A 19,067-nucleotide genomic window follows, 5' to 3' on the forward strand; every position below is an offset into this window, starting at 1 on the left:
TCCGCCCAGGCCGGCGCCGCCCGCCCCCCTCAGCCCGCCGCCCCACCGCCGGGCCGGGCTTCCCCCCGCCGGGACGGCTCCACTACATCGCCCGGCAGGAGCCGCATCAAGCCGGTCGCGAGAAGGCGGTCGTGCAGATAGACACGCTCCCCGCGGGCCTCCACCTCACGGGTCAGCTGCGCCAGAGTCGTGACGGCCTCGGCGGTGCGGCCCACGTGGTACAGCGCCTCGGCCAGGAAGCCCAAGTGCAGGGGGAGCCGGATGAAGGTCCCGGACGCGGTCAGGCCGGTCACCCCGGAACGCAGCAACGCAATGCCCCGCTCCCCCTCGCCGCCGTGGGCGACCGCCCAGCCCTCGCAGACACTCAACATGGCCCGCCAGTAGTGCAGCCCGTACCGGCCGGCGACCTCCCGGCCGAGTTCACCGGAGCGCCGGGCCGTGTGGACGTCCCCTTCAAGGCCGGCCAGCACCGCGTCCACGTACAGGGCGAAAGCCCGATCGTTGGGCCGGCTGTCACGAGAGGTGAGTGCCAGCAACTCGGCCCGGCGCGTCGACGCCGAGGCCGTGTCCCCCAGGAGCCAGTGCGTGAACGCGTCGTACGAGCGGCAGGAGATCCTCGGGTCGTGCTGGAAGTGCCGGGCCACGCGCCGTCCGCCCTCCTCACCCAGCGCGTCGGCCCGGTCCACCGCGTCCTCCAGCTGGTCCAGCGCCTCGGGCAGGCTGCCCCGTACGTGCAGGACTATGCCGCGTCCGTACCGGGCCCCGAGGTAGGCGACCGGGTCCTGCGGACGGCCCGGCATGGCGCGAAGCCGGTCCGAGAACCGCAGAGCCGCGTCGTACCGGCCCGTCACCAGGTTGGCCGTGCAGAGCGACCAGAGCACGGTGGGCTGGTCCGGTGCGCCCGTGACGGGGTTGAGTGCTCTGCTCCGGGTGAAAGCAGCCTCAGCCCCGGCGTCACCGTATCCGCGGGTGGTTGCGAGCGTCTGCCCGAGCTGGATGTGCAGCCTCTGTTCCAGGAGTCGCGCGGAGGAGTCTTCCCCCGGCAGCAGCCGCACCAGGTCGATGGCCCGACGCAGCCAAAGCTCGGCCTGCTCGTAGGCGAGTCGCAGCTCCGCCTCCTCCGCGGCCCGGCACAGGGCGGGCAGGGCCTGCGCCGGGGGGAGCGCGTGCGAGGCCTCCCAGGCGTGGTGGGCAAGCCGCTCGACGCCCTCGTACCGGCAGCCGGGCGCCTGTGTGCCCCTGGTCGCCAGGGTCTGCGCGACCAGGGCGTGCAGCTCGGACCGCCGGTGCAGGGTCAGTTCGCCGTACAGAGTCTCCCGCACCAGGGCATGGGTGAAGTGCAGCTGCCCGGGGCGCGCCGGGTCCTCGGCCAGCAGCTGGGATCGGATCGCGGGTTCGAGTTCCTCACCTGCCGCCCCGGTGCGGCCGGCGACCTCCGTCAGCAGCCGCAGGTCGATCTCCGACCCGATGACGGCGCACAGCCGTAGGAGGTCACGGGTGGCTGTCGGCAGGCTCTCGAACCGCCGCGTCAGCACCTCTTTCACTCCCGACGGGATGCGGGTGAGCATCATCCGGGCTGCTTGCGGGTCGTGCAGTCGGGAGGCGTCGCCGAGGAGAGACATCAATTGGTGGACGAAGTACGGGTTTCCCCTGCTGCGTTCGTGGAGGTACTGGATCGTTTCACGAGCGACGCCCGGCCCGGATACGGCGGAGACGATCACCCGTACCGCATCCTCGGGCAGGCCCATGAGCCGTACCGTCTCCGTGCGGGGGCTCCACAGGGTCGCTCCGAGGGCCTCGCCCAGTGCGGCATCACGCTCGATCTCCCAGGTCCGCGCGCTGACAACGATGCCCAGGCATCTGCCGTTCAGCCGGCTCGTCAGCAGACGCAGCAGGTGCAACGAGGGGGCGTCCGCCCAGTGCAGGTCCTCCAGAAGCAGCAGCAGGGGGAAGGCGTCCGCGAGTGTCAGCAGGGTTTCGCACACGGCGTCGTAGGTGCGGAAACGATCCGCCGCAGCGTCCGGGCGCCGGTCCCGCCGACCGTCGGCGTCGCTGCCGTCGGGGCGGCCGTCGAAGAGTGGCGCGAGGAGATCACCGAAGCTCCGAGTGACGGACCGGTAGGCGTCCGCCCGCGACGCTGCCAGCTGCCGCAGAACCTGCGTCCACAGCCAGTACGGCGGGGCGTCCCGTCCGGCGAAGCAGTGTCCCCTCACGACCTCCAGGGGCTCGTTGCGCAGCCGCTCGGCGACCTCGCCCAGCAGCCGGGACTTGCCGATGCCGGGTTCACCGAGGACTGCGGCCAGCCGTCCGTTGCCGCACAGAACGTCTGACACGAGCACGCGCAGGGCCGCCAGTTCGTGGTCACGGCCGACGAAGGGCCGCTGCCCCGGCTCGGGCGGCAGAGTCCCGGGGAAGGGTGCTGCCGGAGCCACGGGTGTGCCGGGCTCGGCATCGGGTGAGGGAGCAACGGGCTGGGCCGGATGAGCCAAGGACGAGCGGCGCCACGGCCCGGCGCCGCCCGGCGGCTGGGGCCATGCAGGTCCACGACCGGCCAGGGATCCGTACGCCTCGCCACCGGAGGCGGGAGGAGACGCCGTACCGAAGGCGGCGAGTTCCCGTGCGGGAGCCCCCGGGAGCGCGGCAGCGCCCCGGCCTGCCCCGTCACGCGTCACCGACGCGGACGACTGCTCGATGTCGAGGGCTCCGTCCGCCGCCGGTCCGCCCTCTCTCGCCCCCGACGGACCGGCTCCCGTCCGGCCGGTGCCTGACGTACCGTCATTCAAGGGTTCGACGGCGGAGTTTGAGGTTCCCGCAGCGTCCCCGGGCAGGATGTTCTCCCGCAGGGTGTGCGGCAGGTCCGCCAAGCTTCCGGACACGGGGCCTGTGGTGCCGGGCCCCGCGGTGCCGGGCGGCCGAGCGGGGCGGGCGGGCAGTTCCTGGCGCAGGATCGCACGGTGGATCCGCTGAAGCTCCTCACCGGCGTCGACGCCCAGTTCGTGTGCCAGCCAGTCCCGGGTGCGCGTGTACACGGACAGTGCGTCGGCCTGCCGCCCCAGGTAGTACTGGGCCGTCATGACCAGCGCGGCCAGCCGCTCACGTCCCGGGTGCGCCTGCACCTCGGCGTCGAGGTCGGCGACGGGCTCCGGATCGCCGAGGGTGAGCAAGGCGTCGGCCCACGTCTCGAGCGCGGAGAGCCGGACCCTGGCCAGGCGTTCACTCTCCTCGGCGAGCGGCGGATAGTCGATCAACTCCTCGTAGGGGGCGCCCCTCCACATCTCCAGGGCGGCGCCCAGCCGGTCCCTGGCCCCTGCATGCCGCCCCTGACGGTGCAGTCGGCGCCCCTCCGTCACCGCGTCCTCGAAGCGGTGCACGTCCACTTGCTCCCGTGGGAGGTCCAACACATAACCGCCGGAGACACGGCGGACGATCCTGGTCCGGTCGTCGTGCGAAAGGTGCTGCGCCAGGGCGCGCCGCAGGTGCGAGATGTAACTGTGCAGGGAAGCGAGGGCGCGTTCCGGGAGGCGGTCGCCCCACAGCTCGTCCAGCAACTGCTGGGTGGGTACCACGTGCCCGATCCGCATCAGCAACAGCGCGAGGAGAGCCCGGCGGCGCGGCGGGCCCAGTTCGACCTCGCGTCCGTCGGCGTCCGCGGCCATTCGTCCGAGCAGACGCAGTCGCAGACCCTCACCGTGGGCGTGGGCGACTGCTTCTGGGAGCCGGGTGCCATTCCGCGCGAGTGGGTTCTGACGGTCCCCGGGAACCGGCATCAGTTCTCCGCTTCAATTTCTCGGTCGTCCCGCCGTACGACGCACGAACCCCTCACCCCCGTCCAGCAACCTGATCATGACACAGGCGGTAAGGGGAGTCCAAGCGTGCTTCAAGTTCGCGGCAAGAATGGCGAATTTGCTGCCACGCATGCGGTCGAGGAACCGGCAAGGCGCCTGTGACACGTTGGTTCCGGGTCCGCGGCCGGTGCCTCATTTCCCGTGCCGCCACTCACCTGATCGCGCAAAAATTCCGGCGCCAGGGCACGACAAGGAGAGGATTCTTGATGTGGACACACCGAATGCCCATTCCGGCAGTGGGGCAGTCGCAATGAAGAGGCCGGTCATGCAGGCCCGTGGGGACCGGTCGGTCGTACGGGTCGCCCTGCACGCCTGCGACCACATCACGTACACCGGGCTGGCCGGGTATCTGGAGGAGGACTCCCGCCTGTCACCGGCCGGTACGCCCGAAGGGGACGAACAGATCCGGGCGGACGTCACCGTCCTCGCCGCCGAGACCGTCACCGCCGAAACCCTGAGGGTGCTGCGGGGACTCGCGGCACAGGGCACGACCGGGCCGTTCCTGCTGATCGTCGGCTCGCGCTGGAAGGCCGACATCGCGCTGGCCGTCGAATGCGGCGTGCGGGCGGTGCTCTGGCGGCGGGACACCACGCGTGAGGCATTCACCCGCACCCTGCTCGACCTGCGGGAGGGGGCCGGAGCGTTGCCGCCCGACCTGCAGGGCCGGCTCCTCGACCAGGTCCAGCGTACCTACCGCGACGTGCTCATTCCCCAGGAACTGGCGACCGAACGGCAGTTGACGATGCGGGAGGCCGACATTCTGCGGCTCATCTCCGAGGGCTGTGATCTCGCCGAGATCGCCGAGAAGTTGGCCTATTCCGAGCGAACCGTGAAGAACATTCTCTACCGCATGATGGGTCGGCTTGAGGTGCGCAACCGTGCCCATGCCGTTTCTTACGCCATACGTTCCGGTTTGATTTGAAGCGTGGGCACGTACGGGCACCGACGGGAGAACAACGGGCACTTCCGACCCCGGTACCTGGCGGCCGAGTGGTCCCGCTCGGCACTCTTTCCACGACGGTGCGCGTCCTCGCCGGTCTTCCCGGCGACGGTCTCCCCCGCCCGCGGCCCGCGCCGCCGAATGGCCCCTCCCCCTTTCCGAAAGGCACTCCCGATGACCGGCTCCGCTCTCGCAGGAAGCGAGGAATGGATACGGCATGTCCTGGCCACCCACTGGGGTGGCACGTGGGGCGAACGTGCTTTGCGGCCCCTCACCGTCGCCGGGACGGCCCCCCTCACACACACGGCGGGACTGTGGACGGTGGACGGCCCGGAGGGCGAGCACGTCATGAAGGTGCAACTGAACCGCGATGCCGTCCGTGCCGAGCGGTTCGACACCCTCAAGAACCGGATTCTCACCCACTGCCGACTACGCGGTGTCCCCACCCTGCCGGTGATCCCGGCGGTGGATGGCAGACCCGGCGTCCGGCACGACGGCCTCGCCTGCGAGCTGAGCCCCCGCAGTGCCGGCTCGGCCGTCACCGCCGGCAGCGAGGAACACGCTGCCGCCATCGTCCGCGCCGGTCTGGATCTGCGCGAGGCACTGGACGCAGTGCCGCCCGGTGTGGCCGAGGAACTCGCCACCGTGCGCCTGCCCACCCTGGTGGAGGAGGAGCGCTGGCCCGCGGCGCTCGACGACGCCGAGACACGGCTGTTGCCGAAGGCGGAGGGCGGTGCCGGACACTGGCACCGTGCGGCCGCCACCGCTCTGCGTCAACTGGCCGCCGCGGCCCCACTGCTACGGCGGACATCGTCCTCCGTCACCGGCCCGGAGGCCGCCCGGGGAAGGGCCGTGGTCCACGGCGACCTGCACCTGCAGCACTTCCTGCTCGCCCCGCGAGGCCCCGCACGCGTCGAGGCGGTACTGGACTTCGACAACCTGCACGTGAACGACCGGCTGCTCGACCTCGCCTGGCTCGCCGACACAGCGGTCTGCGCAAGCGGGGAGGAGGACCCCGCCGGGGCCCGTGCGGCCATCGGCCACTTCCTGGCCGAAGCGCGCGGGCGAGGGCTCCTCGCACCCGGCGAAAAGGAGCGGCTGATGCCGCTGCTGATGGCTCACTCGCTGCCCGTCGTCGTGGACATCGCCAAGGACATCCTCGAACGCGGCATTTTCTCGCCCCAGTGGCTCGAGTACTTCGCACTGTTGTCGCCCGGCCGCAGACTCGCCGTTCACCGGCTGCTCGTCGCGGCCCCGGACTTCTGATCCGTCCGGATCCGAGCACGCCTGCCCCGGACTCCTCCGTCGAGTCCCGGACCAGACCCGTGCCCGTGCCCGTGCCCCCACCAGTTCGCGCATGGCCCGCAGCCCCGGCTCCGTCCTGCCGCCGAGCACACGCCCTGCTTGGCCGGTGCGGGCTCGCCGCGCCGGACATCACGTCGACCACGCACCGCCCCGATGACCCGATCGCCGACCGGTAACCCGGCCACCCGACAGTGAGGAACTGCCCATGAGCACCGTCCATCCGCCTGCCCCGTCCGTCTGGCCGCCCGACCTCTCGGCGTTCTGCTTCGAGGTGCCGCACTCCCAGGAGTCCCTGCTCTTCGAGTCCGGCAAGGGCGTCCGCCTGACCGACGCGGCCGGCCGCGGCTATCTCGACGCCCTGTCCGGTGTCTTCGTCACCTGCTTCGGATACGACTGCGAGCCCATCGTCCAGGCCGTCACCGACCAGTTGCGCACCCTGCCGTTCAACCCACCGCTCCACGGCACCAACCGCTCCGCACTGGAACTGGCCCAGGCACTGGTCGACCTCGCCCCCTCCGGCATCACCGCGGCGAAACTCGTCAACGGCGGCTCCGAGAGCGTCGAGGCCGCGATCCGGCTGGCACGGCTGTACCACCGCGCCCACGGCAACCCCGGCAAGGTGAAGATCCTCAGCTACTACCACGGCTACCACGGGGCTACCTTCGGTTCCCTGTCCCTCACCGGCCGGCCCGACGTCACCCGCTTTGGTCCCGGCCTCCCCGGCGTCGTTCACGTCTGGCCGCCGGACTGCCTGGAGGCGTTCTGGAACGTCCCGGCGACGCAGTCGGGTGAGCTGGCCGCCGCCATGATCGAACGGACCATCGAGGCGGAGGGCCCGGACTCCGTGGCGGCCGTCGTCCTGGAGCCCGTCATCCACCTCCGCGGCATGGCGATGCCGACGGCGGACTACCTGCCGCGCATCCGCGAGGTGTGTGACCGCCACGGAGTGCTGCTGGTCTTCGACGAGATCGTCACCGGTTTCGGGCGTACCGGGCAGCCCTTCGCCGCCGACACCTTCGGCGTCACACCCGACATCCTCTGCGTCGGCAAGGGCATCTCCGGCGGGTACGCGCCGCTGGCAGCCGTGCTCATGGCCGAGCACGTAGCCGCTGTCCTCGGCGAGGCCGGCGGTCCCGTGTCGTTCGCGCCCTCCCACACGTACGCCGCCAATCCACTGGCGTCGGCCGCCGGTCTCGCGGCGGTCACCCTGTTCCGGGAGGGCCGGTACCAGGACCGGGTCGGCCGTTTGTCCGCCTACCTGGAACCCCGGCTCAGGGACGCCGTCGGCGACCGGGGCACCGTCCGAGCGGTCGGCCTGCTGTACGGGGTGAAGCTGGCCGGCGGCGAGCACGCCGGTGAGCGGGTCGTCTCCGCGTGCCTGCGGCGCGGGCTCATCCTCCGGGGGCAGGACGACTGGGTGGTCCTGGCGCCCGCGTTCGTCACCTCGACGGCGGAGGCCGACGAGATCGCCGGCGTGCTCGGTGAAGCCCTGGACGAGGTCTGCGGGGCCGGACGGTGAACGAACTGCTCGACCTCTTTGCCGAGCCGGTGCTCGCCGCACTGCCCCGGCTGACCACGGCGGAGAACGCCGTGGTCCGGCGCGAGCTGGAAGAGATGCAGCGCGGCGACCACGGCGGCACTGCGCTGCTCGACGGACTGCGCAAGCTCGCCGCGCAAGTGCCCGAACGGCTGTACACCGACAGCGCGGACGTCCTGCTGCGCATGCACGAGATCGCCGGTTCGGGCAACCACCAGAGCAACCTGTCGTCGCTGCCGCTGGTGCGCGCCTGCTTCGCCCTGAACCTCGTCGACGACGACGGTGGGGGTCCCGCCGACCTGATCGTGGGCCGCGGTCACATCGCCCCTGCCTTCTACGCCGAGAACTATGTGCGCGGCACGCTGCCGTTCACCCCGCTGGCCACGCTCCATCAGGGCGGCCTCACCGGCGTCGTCCACCGCGACCTGGGCTTCGGAAACACCATGCGCTACAGCCTCGGTGTCGGCGTGGCCCAAGCGGTTAGCCTCGCCTGGGACTTGACCCGCCGCGGCGAGAGGCGCAAGGTCGTGTGCCTCGCCGGTGACGGCGAACTTCACGAGGGCGTCACGTTCGAGGCGCTGCGCTTCGCACACGACGCGGGCCTGGACAACCTGGTCCTCGTCGTCGACGCGAACGCCAAGGGCATCGAGCCGCTGGCCAAACCCGTCAACACCGGATACCTGTCGGCGTACCTGGGACGTCTCGTCGAGGCCGACGGCCGCGACGAGTGGGCCGTGGAGGCGGCCCTCGGTGCCTTGCTCGCCCTGCCGGGCCCCGCCGTCTTGGTGTGCAGGACCCGCAAGGGCGACCACAGCTTCAAACCGGCCGCAGCCGTCGGAAGCGGAACCTCGCTCCCCCGCGCGCCGTTCGCTTCGGCCACCGGACAGATGTTGGCGGCGCACCGGGAAAGCACCGGACGCGAGCCGGCCGTGTTCACGGCCGACATGGCCGCCCGCTTCGGACTGCGCGGCCACGTCCCCTACACCAACACCGGTCTCGCCGAGACGCTGACGGTGGGCATGACTCTCTCGCTGCCCGAGGACACCCTCAAGGTCGTGGCCACCGACGCCATGTACTACATGGACTCGCTGAGCATGCTCACCGAGGCGACCACAAGCGCACGCAACCTCCTCGTCCTCGCCGGACGCAGCTGGGGGGCGTGGGGAGGCGCCCACAACGCCGTCAATCTGCTCGGCCTGCTGCTGCACACCCGCGTGTACGAGCCGGTCACCGAGGCCGAGTTCGCCGCGTGCCTCGACCGGCTCGGCCGGAATCCGGCCACCACGCACGTCCTCAGTATGGTCGACGCCCGGTTCGAGCCTCCCGCCCGCGACTGCGCCGCCGACGTCGACGGGTCCGTCTGGGTCACCCCGCCCGGCGTCAAGGGGGACGGCGGGCACACCGGACGACCGGACGTCGCCGTCGTCACCTTCGGCTACGCCGGCGTCCTCGTCGCCGAGGCCAACCGGGACCTGGGTGTCCCGCACCTGCACTGCGCGGCCCTCGAACCGCGGCTCGACCACGGGGTGCTCACCGCCCTGGCGGGCTGCGAGCGTCTCCTGAGCGTCGAGTACAACGGCGCGGAGGGCGGCTTCGGCGAACGTCTGCGCTCCCGGTACCTGCTCCCGGTGGACGTGCACGCCGTGCGGCGTGACATCGCCAACCGGGTGCACCCCCGGCAGCTGGCACTGCACGGCATGGACCCCGGCCGGCTGCGCGAACGGCTCGCCGCGCTGCTGGCGACCGACAGCCGGGAGGCAGGGCGTGCGCCTGCACACGCATGACTACCGCACGCCGGACGCCACAGGCATCGTCGACGGCGCCATCCTGATGCACCGGGAGATGTCGGAGCTGCTGTCCCGCCACGGCTCCGTCACCCTGCACGACCTGACCACCGGCCCCGGCTGCGTCAGCGGCGTACGCGGCGACGAGGTCGTCTACGCCGGGTCAGGGCCGTATGCGTTCCTCTACCATCACTGGCGGCAACGGCACGGCGGCGACCATCGCATCGTCCGCGAGGTCCACACCGCCCTCTGGTCGGGCTACTGGGCCCAGGAGGAGATGTGCGCGCCACTGACCCGCCCGGGCGACCTCGTGCTGTTCCCCACCGAGTACACGCGCCGGCTGTTCCTGCGCCACTTCCCCTCGCTCACCGAGGAGGGGACCGCCGTCTCCTATCCCATGCTCGACCGCCTGCCGCGCCGCGCGCCCCGCCCGCTCCCGGAGCCGGACCGCCCCCTGCGCATCGGCTACCTCGGCGCGCTGTCCCGGGCAAAGAACTTCGACCAGGTGCTGTCGGTCTTCGCCCGCTGTCACCGGGAGACCGGCGGCAGGGTGAGCCTGCTGTGCGCGGGCAAGCCGAACGCCGCCCGCTGGGAGGCCGACCGCGTCCGTGCGGCGCTGCGCGAGGCCGGCACCTCCGACGCGTCCGTACGTATCGAGGGCATCTGGCCGCAAAGCCGCCTGGCCGCCTTCTTCGACGCGATCGACGTGCTGCTCTTTCCCAGCACGGCGTCCCGCGAGACGCTCGGCCGCGTCGTCCTGGAGGCGCTCACCCATGGCGTACCGGTGCTGGCCGCCGACGTGGGCCCGGCCGTGGAACTGCTGCCGGCCGGCAATCTCCTGCCCACCACGCTGGAAACGGAACGCACCTTCGACATGGGACGCGTCGGCCCCCTCGGGCGGGTGGACGAGGAGGAACTCGTGTCGAGACTGCTGACCCGGGACATAGCACCCGCGTCCCTGCGCACCGAGGCCCCCTATACGGAAGAGGCGTTCCTGAAGGCGCTCGCCGGTAACCCGGTCCCCGCCGTCACCGCCCATGACCACACCCTCGCGAACGCGGTCCGGGTCGCCCCCCGCACCGATGGAACGGACCCGGCCGACGACACCGAACGGGCCACACAGCTGTTCCGGGACTTCTTCGAACGGCGCGACGACAAACTGGCACGAGCCCTCGACGCGCTGGCCGCCCGAACCGGACACGACGACCCCGCACTGCGGCGCATCGTCGCGGCTCCCCAGCGCAACCTCGCCGACTACCGGGCCTTCCCGCGCCTCCTGGACGCCCTCGTCCTGCCCCCGCTCACGTACACCCTCGCCGCCCCCGCACCCGGTCCTGCCGGACCGCCTCACATTCTCAGGGACGCTCCATGACAACGGACCAGGAAGAACGCTCCACCGGGCAGGTGACACTCGTCGTCGGCGGCGGACGTGGCATCGGCGCCGCCGTCGCCGAGGGCTTCGCCCAGCGCGGAGCCCACGTCGTCATCGCCGACACCGACCGGTTGCCCTCCGCGTACAACCACTACCGCTCCGCCGAGGTCACCGGATACGGCGAGGCGTGCGCCCTGGCCGAACGGCTCACCGCCAAAGGCCTGTCCGCGACGGCCGCCGAGGCGGACGCCACCGACGAGGACGCGGTCCGCCGCCTCTACGAGCAGATCGCCGCCGGTCCCGGCCGCCTCGACACGGTCGTCAACGCATTCGGCGTCACGCATGTCAGTTCCGTCGAACGGATGGAGCTGGCCGAGTTCCGGCACGTCGTCTCCGGCAATCTCGACGGCGTCTTCCTCTCCTCGCGGGCAGCGCTCCCGCTGCTCCGCGCGTCGGGCGGCGGCTCCATCGTCAACTTCTCCTCGGTGTCCGGGCGTTCCGGCTTCGCGAAGGTCGCCCACTACTGTGCGGCGAAGTTCGGCGTGGTCGGCTTCACCGCGGCCCTGGCCCAGGAAGTGGCCAGGGAGAACATCCGCGTCAACGCCGTCTGCCCCGGCATCGTGCGCTCCAACATGTGGCGCTACCTGCTGTCCGAGTTCGTCCGCCCCGGCGAGACGGAGGACGAGTGCTGGGAACGGATGCGCGCCATGATCCCGCAGCGCGCCTTCCAGACCCCGCAGGACATCGCCGGTCTGGTGCTCTACCTCGCGTCGGCGCCCCGGGTGACCGGCCAGGCGATCAGCGTCGACGGCGGGATGACGGCACCGTGACCACCCCCGTTCCCGTCCCGCGCACCCCGGCGACCGCCGTCCCGGACGGCCGCCCGATCCCCTTCGACGACCCGTCGTGGCGCTTCGACGGGCCGGGCACCAGATCCGTGCCCCGCACCGGCCTTCTCGAGGTGCGCGCGGCACGCGGCGCCGACCTGTTCGCCATGCCCGGTGCGTACGAGGCGTCCGCCGTTCCGCTGCTCGGCCGGTGGGTCGACGGCGACCACACCCTGCGAGTACGCGTCGCCGTGGACGGGCATGCCTTCGGGGACGCCGGCGGCATCGTCGTGCACACCTCGGACGGCTGGTTCAAGGTGTGCGTCGAACGCACTCGGGCAGGCGGCTGGGCGATCGTCACCGTCGTGTCCCGGCCGGTGTCGGACGAGGCGGCCGGCCCAGCGCTCGACGGCCCGCACGCCGATCTGCTGATCACCCGCGAAGGGCGTCGGCACGCCGTCTTCCACCGTGCGGCTCCTGGGCGGGGCTGGAGATTCGTGCGCACGTTCTTCGGCCCGGACGACCGGGGCGTGCGGGTCGGACTGTTCGCACAGGCTCCCTTCTCGGACTCCTGCACCGCGTCCTTCAGTGCCTTGCGGCACGCCCCCGTCGCTCTGGCGGACAGACGGTGAGCGGCCCCGGCCCGACCGCGGTGAGCGGGGACGCGGGGGTGCCGGGCACGGCCGCAACGCACGGGAGCACCGTCGTCGCCGGGTTGGTTCTGTCCCTGCTCCTCGGTGTCGTCACCGCGGCCCTCGGCGCCGCGCTGCCGCTGCTGCGCGCCTCGTACGGCACGGGCGACACCGGTGACGGCACGGACCTGGTGTTCGCCTACAACGCGGGTGCGCTGGCCGCGCTCCTGGGCTGCGCGCGACTGGAGCGACGGGTGCCCGGGCGGGTGCTCGTCGCCTGGCTCATCGCGGCGTTCTCCGCCGGGTGCGGCGGCATGTCGATGGCGCCCGTCTGGTGGGTGCTGACCGGTTGGGCGTTGGTCACGGGCATCGGCTTCGGCGGGCTCGTCCTGTACGCCAACACCTACTTCGGGCGGCCGGGCGGAGCACACGGCGTGCGGCTCCTCAACTGGCTGCACGCCGCATTCGGCGCCGGGGCCACTGCGGGTCCCTTGCTGGTCGGTGCGACGGGGGCGGTACGGGAGGTGCTGTGGGCGGTCACGGCGCTGGCCCTGTGCTGCGCCCCGTTCCGCCGGGCCGGGGCGGCGCCTTCGTCCGCCGACCCGGCGGGCGGGATCGGCACGCAGCACGCGGGTCCGAACGGACATGGGACGCCGCGCCAGGTCCACAGCACCCGGCGCGACCTGCCCGGCACCCCGGTCGGAGGGGTCACCTTCGCGGGCCGTCGATCCGTGCTGGTGGCGTGCGCGCTCACCGCGTTCGGCTACGCCGGGGTGGAGGCGGGGGTCGGCGCCCTGGAGGCCACGCACCTGATCGCCGCCGGGTACGCACCGGACGCCGCAGCTCGGCTCACGGCCCTGTTCTGGGCGGGCCTCACCGTGGGCCGGCTGCTGCTGCCGCTGGCCGCCCGGCACGTGTCCCACCCGCTGCTCGTGGCGCTGTCGCTGTGCGCAGGCGCCGCCGGGCTGGCCGCCGCCACCCACAGCGCGTTGGCCCCCACGGCGTACGGCCTGGCCGGCCTCTGCCTCGCGGGGGCCTTCCCCACGCTGCTGGGCTGGGCCGTCACGGTACTGCCGAGTGCCCGGCAGCGGGTCAGCGGCGTGCTGCTGACGGCCAATCTCGCGGGCAGCGCCGCCCTGCCCCTCGCCTTCGGCCGGTTCACCGACCCCGGCGCCCCGGCCTCCATCCCCCTCGCCCTGGCCGCTCTCGCGGTCGCGGCCGCCGCCGCGCTGCTCGCGGCCGTCCGCTCGGCGCGGCCGACCGGCGCGGACCGCACGCCGGCGGCGGGCCCGTCGCCGCCCGTCCCCGCCGGCGTACCGGCCCACGGCTCGGGCCGCCCCACCGGTGAAAGCCCCGACGAAAGGAAGAACTCCGCATGATCCCGCCGCAGCAGAAGCAGCAGCCGACGCGCGCGACGGCTGCGCAGCCAGTGTCCCCGCAGCCCGTCACCGACCTGATGTGGGCCCACTGGAAGACCAAGACGATGCTCAGCGCCGTGGAACTCGGTGTCTTCACCGAGCTCGCCAAGGAGCCACTGACCGCTGCCGGCCTGTGCGACCGCGTCGGCCTGCATCCCCGCCCCGCCGCCGACTTCCTCGACGCCCTCGTGGCGCTCGGCCTGCTGGAGCGCACCGGCGAGGTCTATGCCAACGCATCCGAGTCGCACGAGTACCTGGACGCGGCAAAACCCGCCACGTACCTCGGCGACAGCTTCCTCACCCAGTGCAAGGGGCTCGCCGACGACCTGGTCTCCGTGCTGCGCACCGGAGAGGCTGCGGGTGCGGCCCGCGACGGGCGCGACTTCTACTCGGAGACGTACGCCACCGAGGACTCCGTGCGGGCCTTCCAACGTGACATGACCGCTCTCAGCATCGGTTCGGTGCGCGCCATCGCGGAGCGCTTTCCCTGGGGCCGCTACCGCACCCTGGTGGACGTCGGCTGCGCAGAGGGCGCGCTGCCGGGATGGCTGCTGCGCCGCCACTCCCACCTCAACGCCGTCGGATTCGACCTGCCGCCCGTCCGCACGGGATTCGAGCGGTACGTGGAATCCCTGGGGGTCGCCGACCGCGTCGAGTTCTGGCCCGGTGACTTCTTCCTCGACCCGCTGCCCTGGGGTGACGTGATCGTGCTCGGTCACGTGCTCCACAACTGGGACGAGCAGGAGAAGCTCGAGCTTCTGCGGAAGGCCCACGCGGCGCTGCCGCCCGGCGGCGCGGTCCTGGTGTACGAGACTCTCATCGACGACGAGCGGCGCAGCAACGCCGTCGGCCTGATCCTCAGCCTGATCATGCACGCCGAGGTGCCCGGCGGCTTCGACTACACCGGCGCCCAGTGCCAGGAGTGGATGCGCAGGGCCGGCTTCCGGGACACCTACGTCGAGCACCTCGCCGGGCCGGAGTCGATGGTGGTCGGCATCAAGTGACCCGTACACCGATCCGACCGCCGGTCGCATTCCCCGCCGCGACCGATCTGGTGATGTTCTGGAACCTGTACGAGGCCGGCATCGAGCGGCTGGACGGTCACGACGAGCGCTGGCTCGCCCAGTGCGCGCTGGTCACGTCCCACCGGCCCGCGGTGCTGTTGACGACGGAGGGCTGGGGCTGGCACCTCGACGGTGGTGCGCTGTTCGAGGACGCCAAGGCCGGGTTCGGGATGAACGGCGCGCTGTTCCCCGCGAGGACGGGGTGCCACCTCGCCGTGTTCTGGCGGCCTGACGTGCGGGTGCTGCATGTCGATCGGCTTCCGCACGAGCCGGCCCACTGGCACGGGCACGGCCTGGCCACGCTCGGCCTGCCCGGCTGGACCACGCCGGTGCGCTTCCTCGTCGCCCACCTCGACCCGTACAGCCCCACGGGCCGTCGCATCGAGGCGGACCACCTCCGTCACCACGCCGATCCCGCCCTGCCGCCGCTCGTCGTCGGGGTGGACGCCAACTGCGTGCCCCCCGGCGACCGCGAGCCCGACTGGAGCCGCGTACCGCGCCACCGGCGGGACGACCACCTGGACGCCGACGGACGGGCCGACCGTACGCCGCTGCGGAGCCTGCTGGGCGACCCCTCGGACCCGCTGCTGGTGGACGCGGCGGCGCACCTCGGCGACCGGACGCCGACGTACGGGCAGTTCCTGCCCGGGGAAGCGGAACGCCGCATCGACCTGCTCTTGCTGTCCCCTTCCCTCGTCGGCGACCTCGTGGCCTACCGGGCGCTGGATCCGCGGCCCGAGCCGCTCGGCGACGGCCGGCCACCGGCGTCCGACCACCGCCCCGTCACGATCCGGCTCCGCCGCCGTTGACCCCCGGAAAGGAACACCTCCCACCGTGCGACCGACCGCACCCCGCGATGCCGGCACGCCCGGCACCGGCCTCGACGAGGACCTCGACGCCGTCAAGAGGCGGCTGGCTTCGGGAGAGTTGTACGACGCGACCGACCCGGCGCTGCTCCCGCACCGCACTCGGTGCATGGCGCTGCTCGACCGGTTCAATGCCACCGCGCTCGGCGACTTCGCGGCCCGCCAGGTGGTCCTGCGCGAACTCGTCGCCCGCGTCGAGCCCGGTGGCTGGGTGATGCCGCGTTTCCTGTGCGAGTTCGGCTTCTTCATCGAACTGGGCGCGCGCACGAAAATCAATTTCGACGCGGTGCTGCTGGACTGTGCGCCCATCGTCCTCGGTGAGGACGTCCTGCTGGGTCCCCGCTGCCAGCTCCTCACCGCCAACCACCCCCACGACCCGCGTCTGCGCAGCGACATGTGGGAGAGCGCCCGGCCCGTCACCCTGGGCGACCGGGTGTGGCTCGGCGGCGGGGTGACCGTCCTGCCGGGCGTGACGATCGGCGCCGACACCGTCGTCGGGGCGGGCAGCGTCGTCACCAGGAGTCTGCCCTCCGGGGTGCTCGCGGTCGGCAACCCAGCGCGAATCGTCAGGGAGCTGCCGTGACCGCTCGCTCCCGGCTCCGCTTCGAGGCGGTCGTGTTCGACCTCGACGGCACGCTGATCGACTCCGTCCACCCGGACTTCCTCGCCTGCACGGCCCTCTTCGAGGAGCGCGGGGCATGCCTCCCCCGCGACGTGTGGGCCCGCGAGGTGTGCGGACGGCCCGAGGGCTATCCGCGGCTCTTCGAGCTGCTGCGCCACGACGTCGCCGCGGCTGCCCGCACCCCCGCGGCGTCCCTCGGTCCCGGCCTCACCGACGAGCGGCTGCGGCAGCGCCTCGAGGAACTGTGGGAGGTCTTCATGACCCCGGCCCATGTTCGCCTGCTGCCCGGCGTCCCCCGCGTCCTGGAGCGGGCGGCGGACGCGGGCCTGCGCCTGGCCCTGGCCTCGTCGTCCCACGGTGCGTGGGTGCATCGCTGGCTGCGGCACTTCGGGATCGCCCATCACTTCGGCGCGGTGGTGACCGGCGACGATGTGGTACGCCGCAAGCCGGCGCCGGACGCGTACCTGCAGGCCGCATCCGCCCTCGGCCGGGCGCCCGCGCGGTGTCTGGCCGTTGAGGACTCCCTCACCGGCATCGCGGCGGCGCGGGCCGCAGGCATGACCGTGGTTGCCGTTCCGACGCCGCTGACCCGCGGCCTCCCCCACGGGGCCGCCGACCTGGTGCTGCCCGACCTGCGCGATGCGGACCTGGTGGCCTTGTTCACGACACCCTGAGGTGATCGGCACACTGACGACCCGAACGGACCCTTCCAAGGGTTCGCCGTCCGTCCACAGCCACATGTACGCCTCAACGGCCCGGGAGACCCCGGGATCATTCCGACGAGGACCCGTTGGGGAGCGACACGCCTGCCCTGGTCAATCACCGTCATTACATCCGGCTTGTCATATTTTCTGGCTACCTCACCATCGGTCCAGAAGGAATAAGAGAAGGTTGCCTGCCATGCCCGACGGACAGAGACGGACGCGTACGACGCGCGGCCTCCGCGCGTACTCGCCGAGGCTCTGCGCCGCATGCGTCAGCGCCGCGGTCGTGGCGTCGCTGACAGCCTGTGCCACCACCGGCACGCCCCACCAGGCGCAGGCGCCCCTGGCGCTGGCAGGCGCGCCGGCCCCCGGGCCGGCGTATCCCCCGCGCGCGAGCCTGGGCAGGACTCTCGCGCGGGCGCTCGGACCGGTCGTGTCACGCGGGAACGCCCGGGTGGCGGTCGCGGTGCTCGGCCTGGACAACTCCGACCAGGAGATCGCCTCATACGGGCGGGACGCGACGTTCGACACGGCGAGCATCATCAAGGTGGGCATCCTCGCGGCGTTCCTGCTTCAGATCCAGGACGAGGATCGCCGACTCACAGCTGCGGAGCACCGATATGCCGAGTCGATGATTCAGGCGAGCGACAACCACGCGGCGCACATCCTGTGGCGGGCGATCGGCAAGGCGGAAGGCCTCGACACGGCAAACGAACGGCTGGGGCTTTCCTCGACCTACGGTGGTCCAGGTATGAGGTGGGGCCTCAGCCAGACCACAGCGACGGACCAGGTCAAGCTGTTGCGCGCAATCTTCGCCCCAGGGCCGGGGGCTCCTGGCCGCCGCTCGTACGAAGGGCTGAACGAGGCGTCCCGTGGCTACATCCAGGACCTCATGAGCGGGATCGAGGAGGATCAGGACTGGGGGGTGTCCGCAGTCGGCTCCCAATGGGCGCTGAAGAACGGCTGGGTGCGGCGGACCACAACCGGCTTGTGGGTCGTCAACAGCGTCGGCCAGGTCACGGTGCATGGGCGTCGGTATCTGGTCTCGGTGCTGAGCGACGGCAATGCGTCAATGGAGGGCGGCGTTTCGCTGGTCGAACGGGCGGCGAGGGCGGCGATCGGCGCAGCCAGCGCACACGTCCGTCCGTGGCCCGGGTGAACGATCTGCCGCGGAACACCATCCGGTCCCTTCCCTCCACAGGAAGAGATGTCGGCCGCCGGTGCACTCACCATCGGGCGTGCGATGGCCGGCTGCTGGCTCCCGTCCGACGGCCGCAGCACCGAGGACCGCGTAGGCGACCATGACCGGGAACCGCTTCATTGCCGCCGATCGTTGCGGCCGGCGGCAACGACAGGTCTCTCCACCTGTCTTCGAGAACGACGACGGCTTCGACAGTCGCACCGATGCGACCGGGGTACCGGCAGGACAGGCACGCCTGACCCGATCCGACCGCGTCCTGGCAGCCCTGGAGGGACGGCTGCGGAGCAGCGGTGGTGCTGACCCAGCTCCGTGCACACGGCATGACGCTCGCTGGTGCCCGACCGTGGGGGCCGGGCACCAGCTGGTGGTCAGGAGCGGGGGCGGCGTTGCGTCGCCACCCCGGATCCCGCCGCCGACCGCGGCACAGCGCGAGCGCACCGGGCCAAGGGCAGGAGCGGGAGGCGACGTCGTCCTGCTCGGTTGCGGTGCTACTTCCGGTCAGCCTGCGCATGATGAGTGGTCAAGACAAACGTCCTGAAGGGCTGAACGGGGAGGGTCGGTTACCTGGACGAGGCAGTGCTGCTGCGGCTACGGCGACAGCGGTGGACGAGGCCGACGATGAGGTGATGACGGACGAGATGCGGCGGGGCGGGATCGACTGTGAGGGCAGGCCGCCGGTCTGGGCGTGGGTAGGTGCCGACAGCGGGGAGGAGCGGGTGCTGGCGACCGCTCGGATGCTGCTCAGCGACGCGGAGTTGCAATCCGGAGTGCTCGTTCTGGACCTGGAGGTCCCGGGCGACCTCGTCCTGCAAAGCTCGTACTCGCACTGGTGCGAGTTTCTCGACGGAACCGTCTCGGGGGATCAGTCCGCAGCGATGGACTGGTCGACGGATCCGGACGGAGGGAACACTACATTGGAGTTCGAGATTCAGGCCTGTCTCCCCGTGCTG

The 19,067-nt window shown here is 71.9% G+C and carries 14 protein-coding genes and 1 pseudogene; 14 read left to right on the top strand and 1 reads right to left on the bottom strand.

All coding sequences use genetic code 11. The annotated features are described in order from the left end of the window. Nucleotides 1–29 precede the first annotated feature (29 nt). On the bottom strand, nucleotides 30–3,656 hold the full coding sequence (locus ACFYOV_RS30040) for a BTAD domain-containing putative transcriptional regulator (RefSeq protein ID WP_389092992.1): 3,627 nt from the start codon (nucleotides 3,654–3,656) through the stop codon (nucleotides 30–32). A gap of 454 nt (nucleotides 3,657–4,110) precedes the next feature. On the opposite strand from ACFYOV_RS30040, the gene ACFYOV_RS30045 reads away from it, so the two are divergent. From ACFYOV_RS30045 to ACFYOV_RS30110, 14 genes and pseudogenes are all read left to right on the top strand, one after another. After that, a complete protein-coding gene (locus ACFYOV_RS30045; RefSeq protein WP_389092995.1) occupies nucleotides 4,111–4,767 on the top strand; it encodes a response regulator transcription factor in 657 nt (218 codons plus the stop codon). A 192-nt stretch (nucleotides 4,768–4,959) separates the two neighbouring features. Continuing rightward, nucleotides 4,960–6,051 carry a phosphotransferase gene (locus tag ACFYOV_RS30050; RefSeq protein ID WP_389092997.1) on the top strand — a complete coding sequence of 364 codons (1,092 nt, stop codon included), beginning with the start codon at nucleotides 4,960–4,962 and terminating at the stop codon, nucleotides 6,049–6,051. Nucleotides 6,052–6,295: 244 nt separating this feature from the next. Further along, the gene (locus ACFYOV_RS30055; protein ID WP_389093000.1) at nucleotides 6,296–7,609 is read left to right on the top strand and encodes an aspartate aminotransferase family protein; all 1,314 of its coding nucleotides are present in this window, start codon (nucleotides 6,296–6,298) and stop codon (nucleotides 7,607–7,609) included. Then, nucleotides 7,606–9,411, top strand: a complete 1,806-nt coding sequence (locus ACFYOV_RS30060) for a 1-deoxy-D-xylulose-5-phosphate synthase N-terminal domain-containing protein (protein ID WP_389093002.1) — start codon at nucleotides 7,606–7,608, stop codon at nucleotides 9,409–9,411. The genes ACFYOV_RS30055 and ACFYOV_RS30060 overlap by 4 nt, the downstream gene beginning before the upstream one ends. Then, nucleotides 9,392–10,783, top strand: coding sequence for a glycosyltransferase family 4 protein (locus ACFYOV_RS30065; RefSeq protein WP_389093005.1), 1,392 nt, complete (start codon nucleotides 9,392–9,394; stop codon nucleotides 10,781–10,783). Before ACFYOV_RS30060 ends, ACFYOV_RS30065 begins: the two co-directional genes overlap by 20 nt. Further along, the gene (locus ACFYOV_RS30070; protein ID WP_389093007.1) at nucleotides 10,780–11,613 is read left to right on the top strand and encodes an SDR family NAD(P)-dependent oxidoreductase; all 834 of its coding nucleotides are present in this window, start codon (nucleotides 10,780–10,782) and stop codon (nucleotides 11,611–11,613) included. The genes ACFYOV_RS30065 and ACFYOV_RS30070 overlap by 4 nt, the downstream gene beginning before the upstream one ends. Beyond that, nucleotides 11,610–12,242, top strand: coding sequence for a DUF1349 domain-containing protein (locus ACFYOV_RS30075; RefSeq protein ID WP_389093009.1), 633 nt, complete (start codon nucleotides 11,610–11,612; stop codon nucleotides 12,240–12,242). The genes ACFYOV_RS30070 and ACFYOV_RS30075 overlap by 4 nt, the downstream gene beginning before the upstream one ends. Then, a complete protein-coding gene (locus tag ACFYOV_RS30080; protein WP_389093012.1) occupies nucleotides 12,239–13,621 on the top strand; it encodes an MFS transporter in 1,383 nt (460 codons plus the stop codon). The genes ACFYOV_RS30075 and ACFYOV_RS30080 overlap by 4 nt, the downstream gene beginning before the upstream one ends. After that, nucleotides 13,618–14,664 (top strand): methyltransferase, encoded by a 1,047-nt coding sequence (locus ACFYOV_RS30085; RefSeq protein WP_389093014.1) that lies wholly within the window; start codon nucleotides 13,618–13,620, stop codon nucleotides 14,662–14,664. Before ACFYOV_RS30080 ends, ACFYOV_RS30085 begins: the two co-directional genes overlap by 4 nt. Further along, nucleotides 14,661–15,533 carry an endonuclease/exonuclease/phosphatase family protein gene (locus ACFYOV_RS30090; protein ID WP_389093017.1) on the top strand — a complete coding sequence of 291 codons (873 nt, stop codon included), beginning with the start codon at nucleotides 14,661–14,663 and terminating at the stop codon, nucleotides 15,531–15,533. The genes ACFYOV_RS30085 and ACFYOV_RS30090 overlap by 4 nt, the downstream gene beginning before the upstream one ends. Before the next feature lie 103 nt (nucleotides 15,534–15,636). Further along, nucleotides 15,637–16,173, top strand: coding sequence for a sugar O-acetyltransferase (locus ACFYOV_RS30095; protein WP_389093030.1), 537 nt, complete (start codon nucleotides 15,637–15,639; stop codon nucleotides 16,171–16,173). After that, nucleotides 16,170–16,886, top strand: coding sequence for an HAD family hydrolase (locus tag ACFYOV_RS30100; protein WP_389093018.1), 717 nt, complete (start codon nucleotides 16,170–16,172; stop codon nucleotides 16,884–16,886). Before ACFYOV_RS30095 ends, ACFYOV_RS30100 begins: the two co-directional genes overlap by 4 nt. Nucleotides 16,887–17,202: 316 nt before the next feature. Beyond that, nucleotides 17,203–18,075, top strand: a complete 873-nt coding sequence (locus ACFYOV_RS30105; protein WP_389093020.1) for a serine hydrolase — start codon at nucleotides 17,203–17,205, stop codon at nucleotides 18,073–18,075. 644 nt (nucleotides 18,076–18,719) lie between these two features. Beyond that, nucleotides 18,720–19,067 (top strand): annotated as a pseudogene (locus ACFYOV_RS30110) (hypothetical protein); the annotation flags it as partial.

This window comes from Streptomyces sp. NPDC005931, assembly GCF_042871235.1.
Lineage (GTDB): Bacteria > Actinomycetota > Actinomycetes > Streptomycetales > Streptomycetaceae > Streptomyces.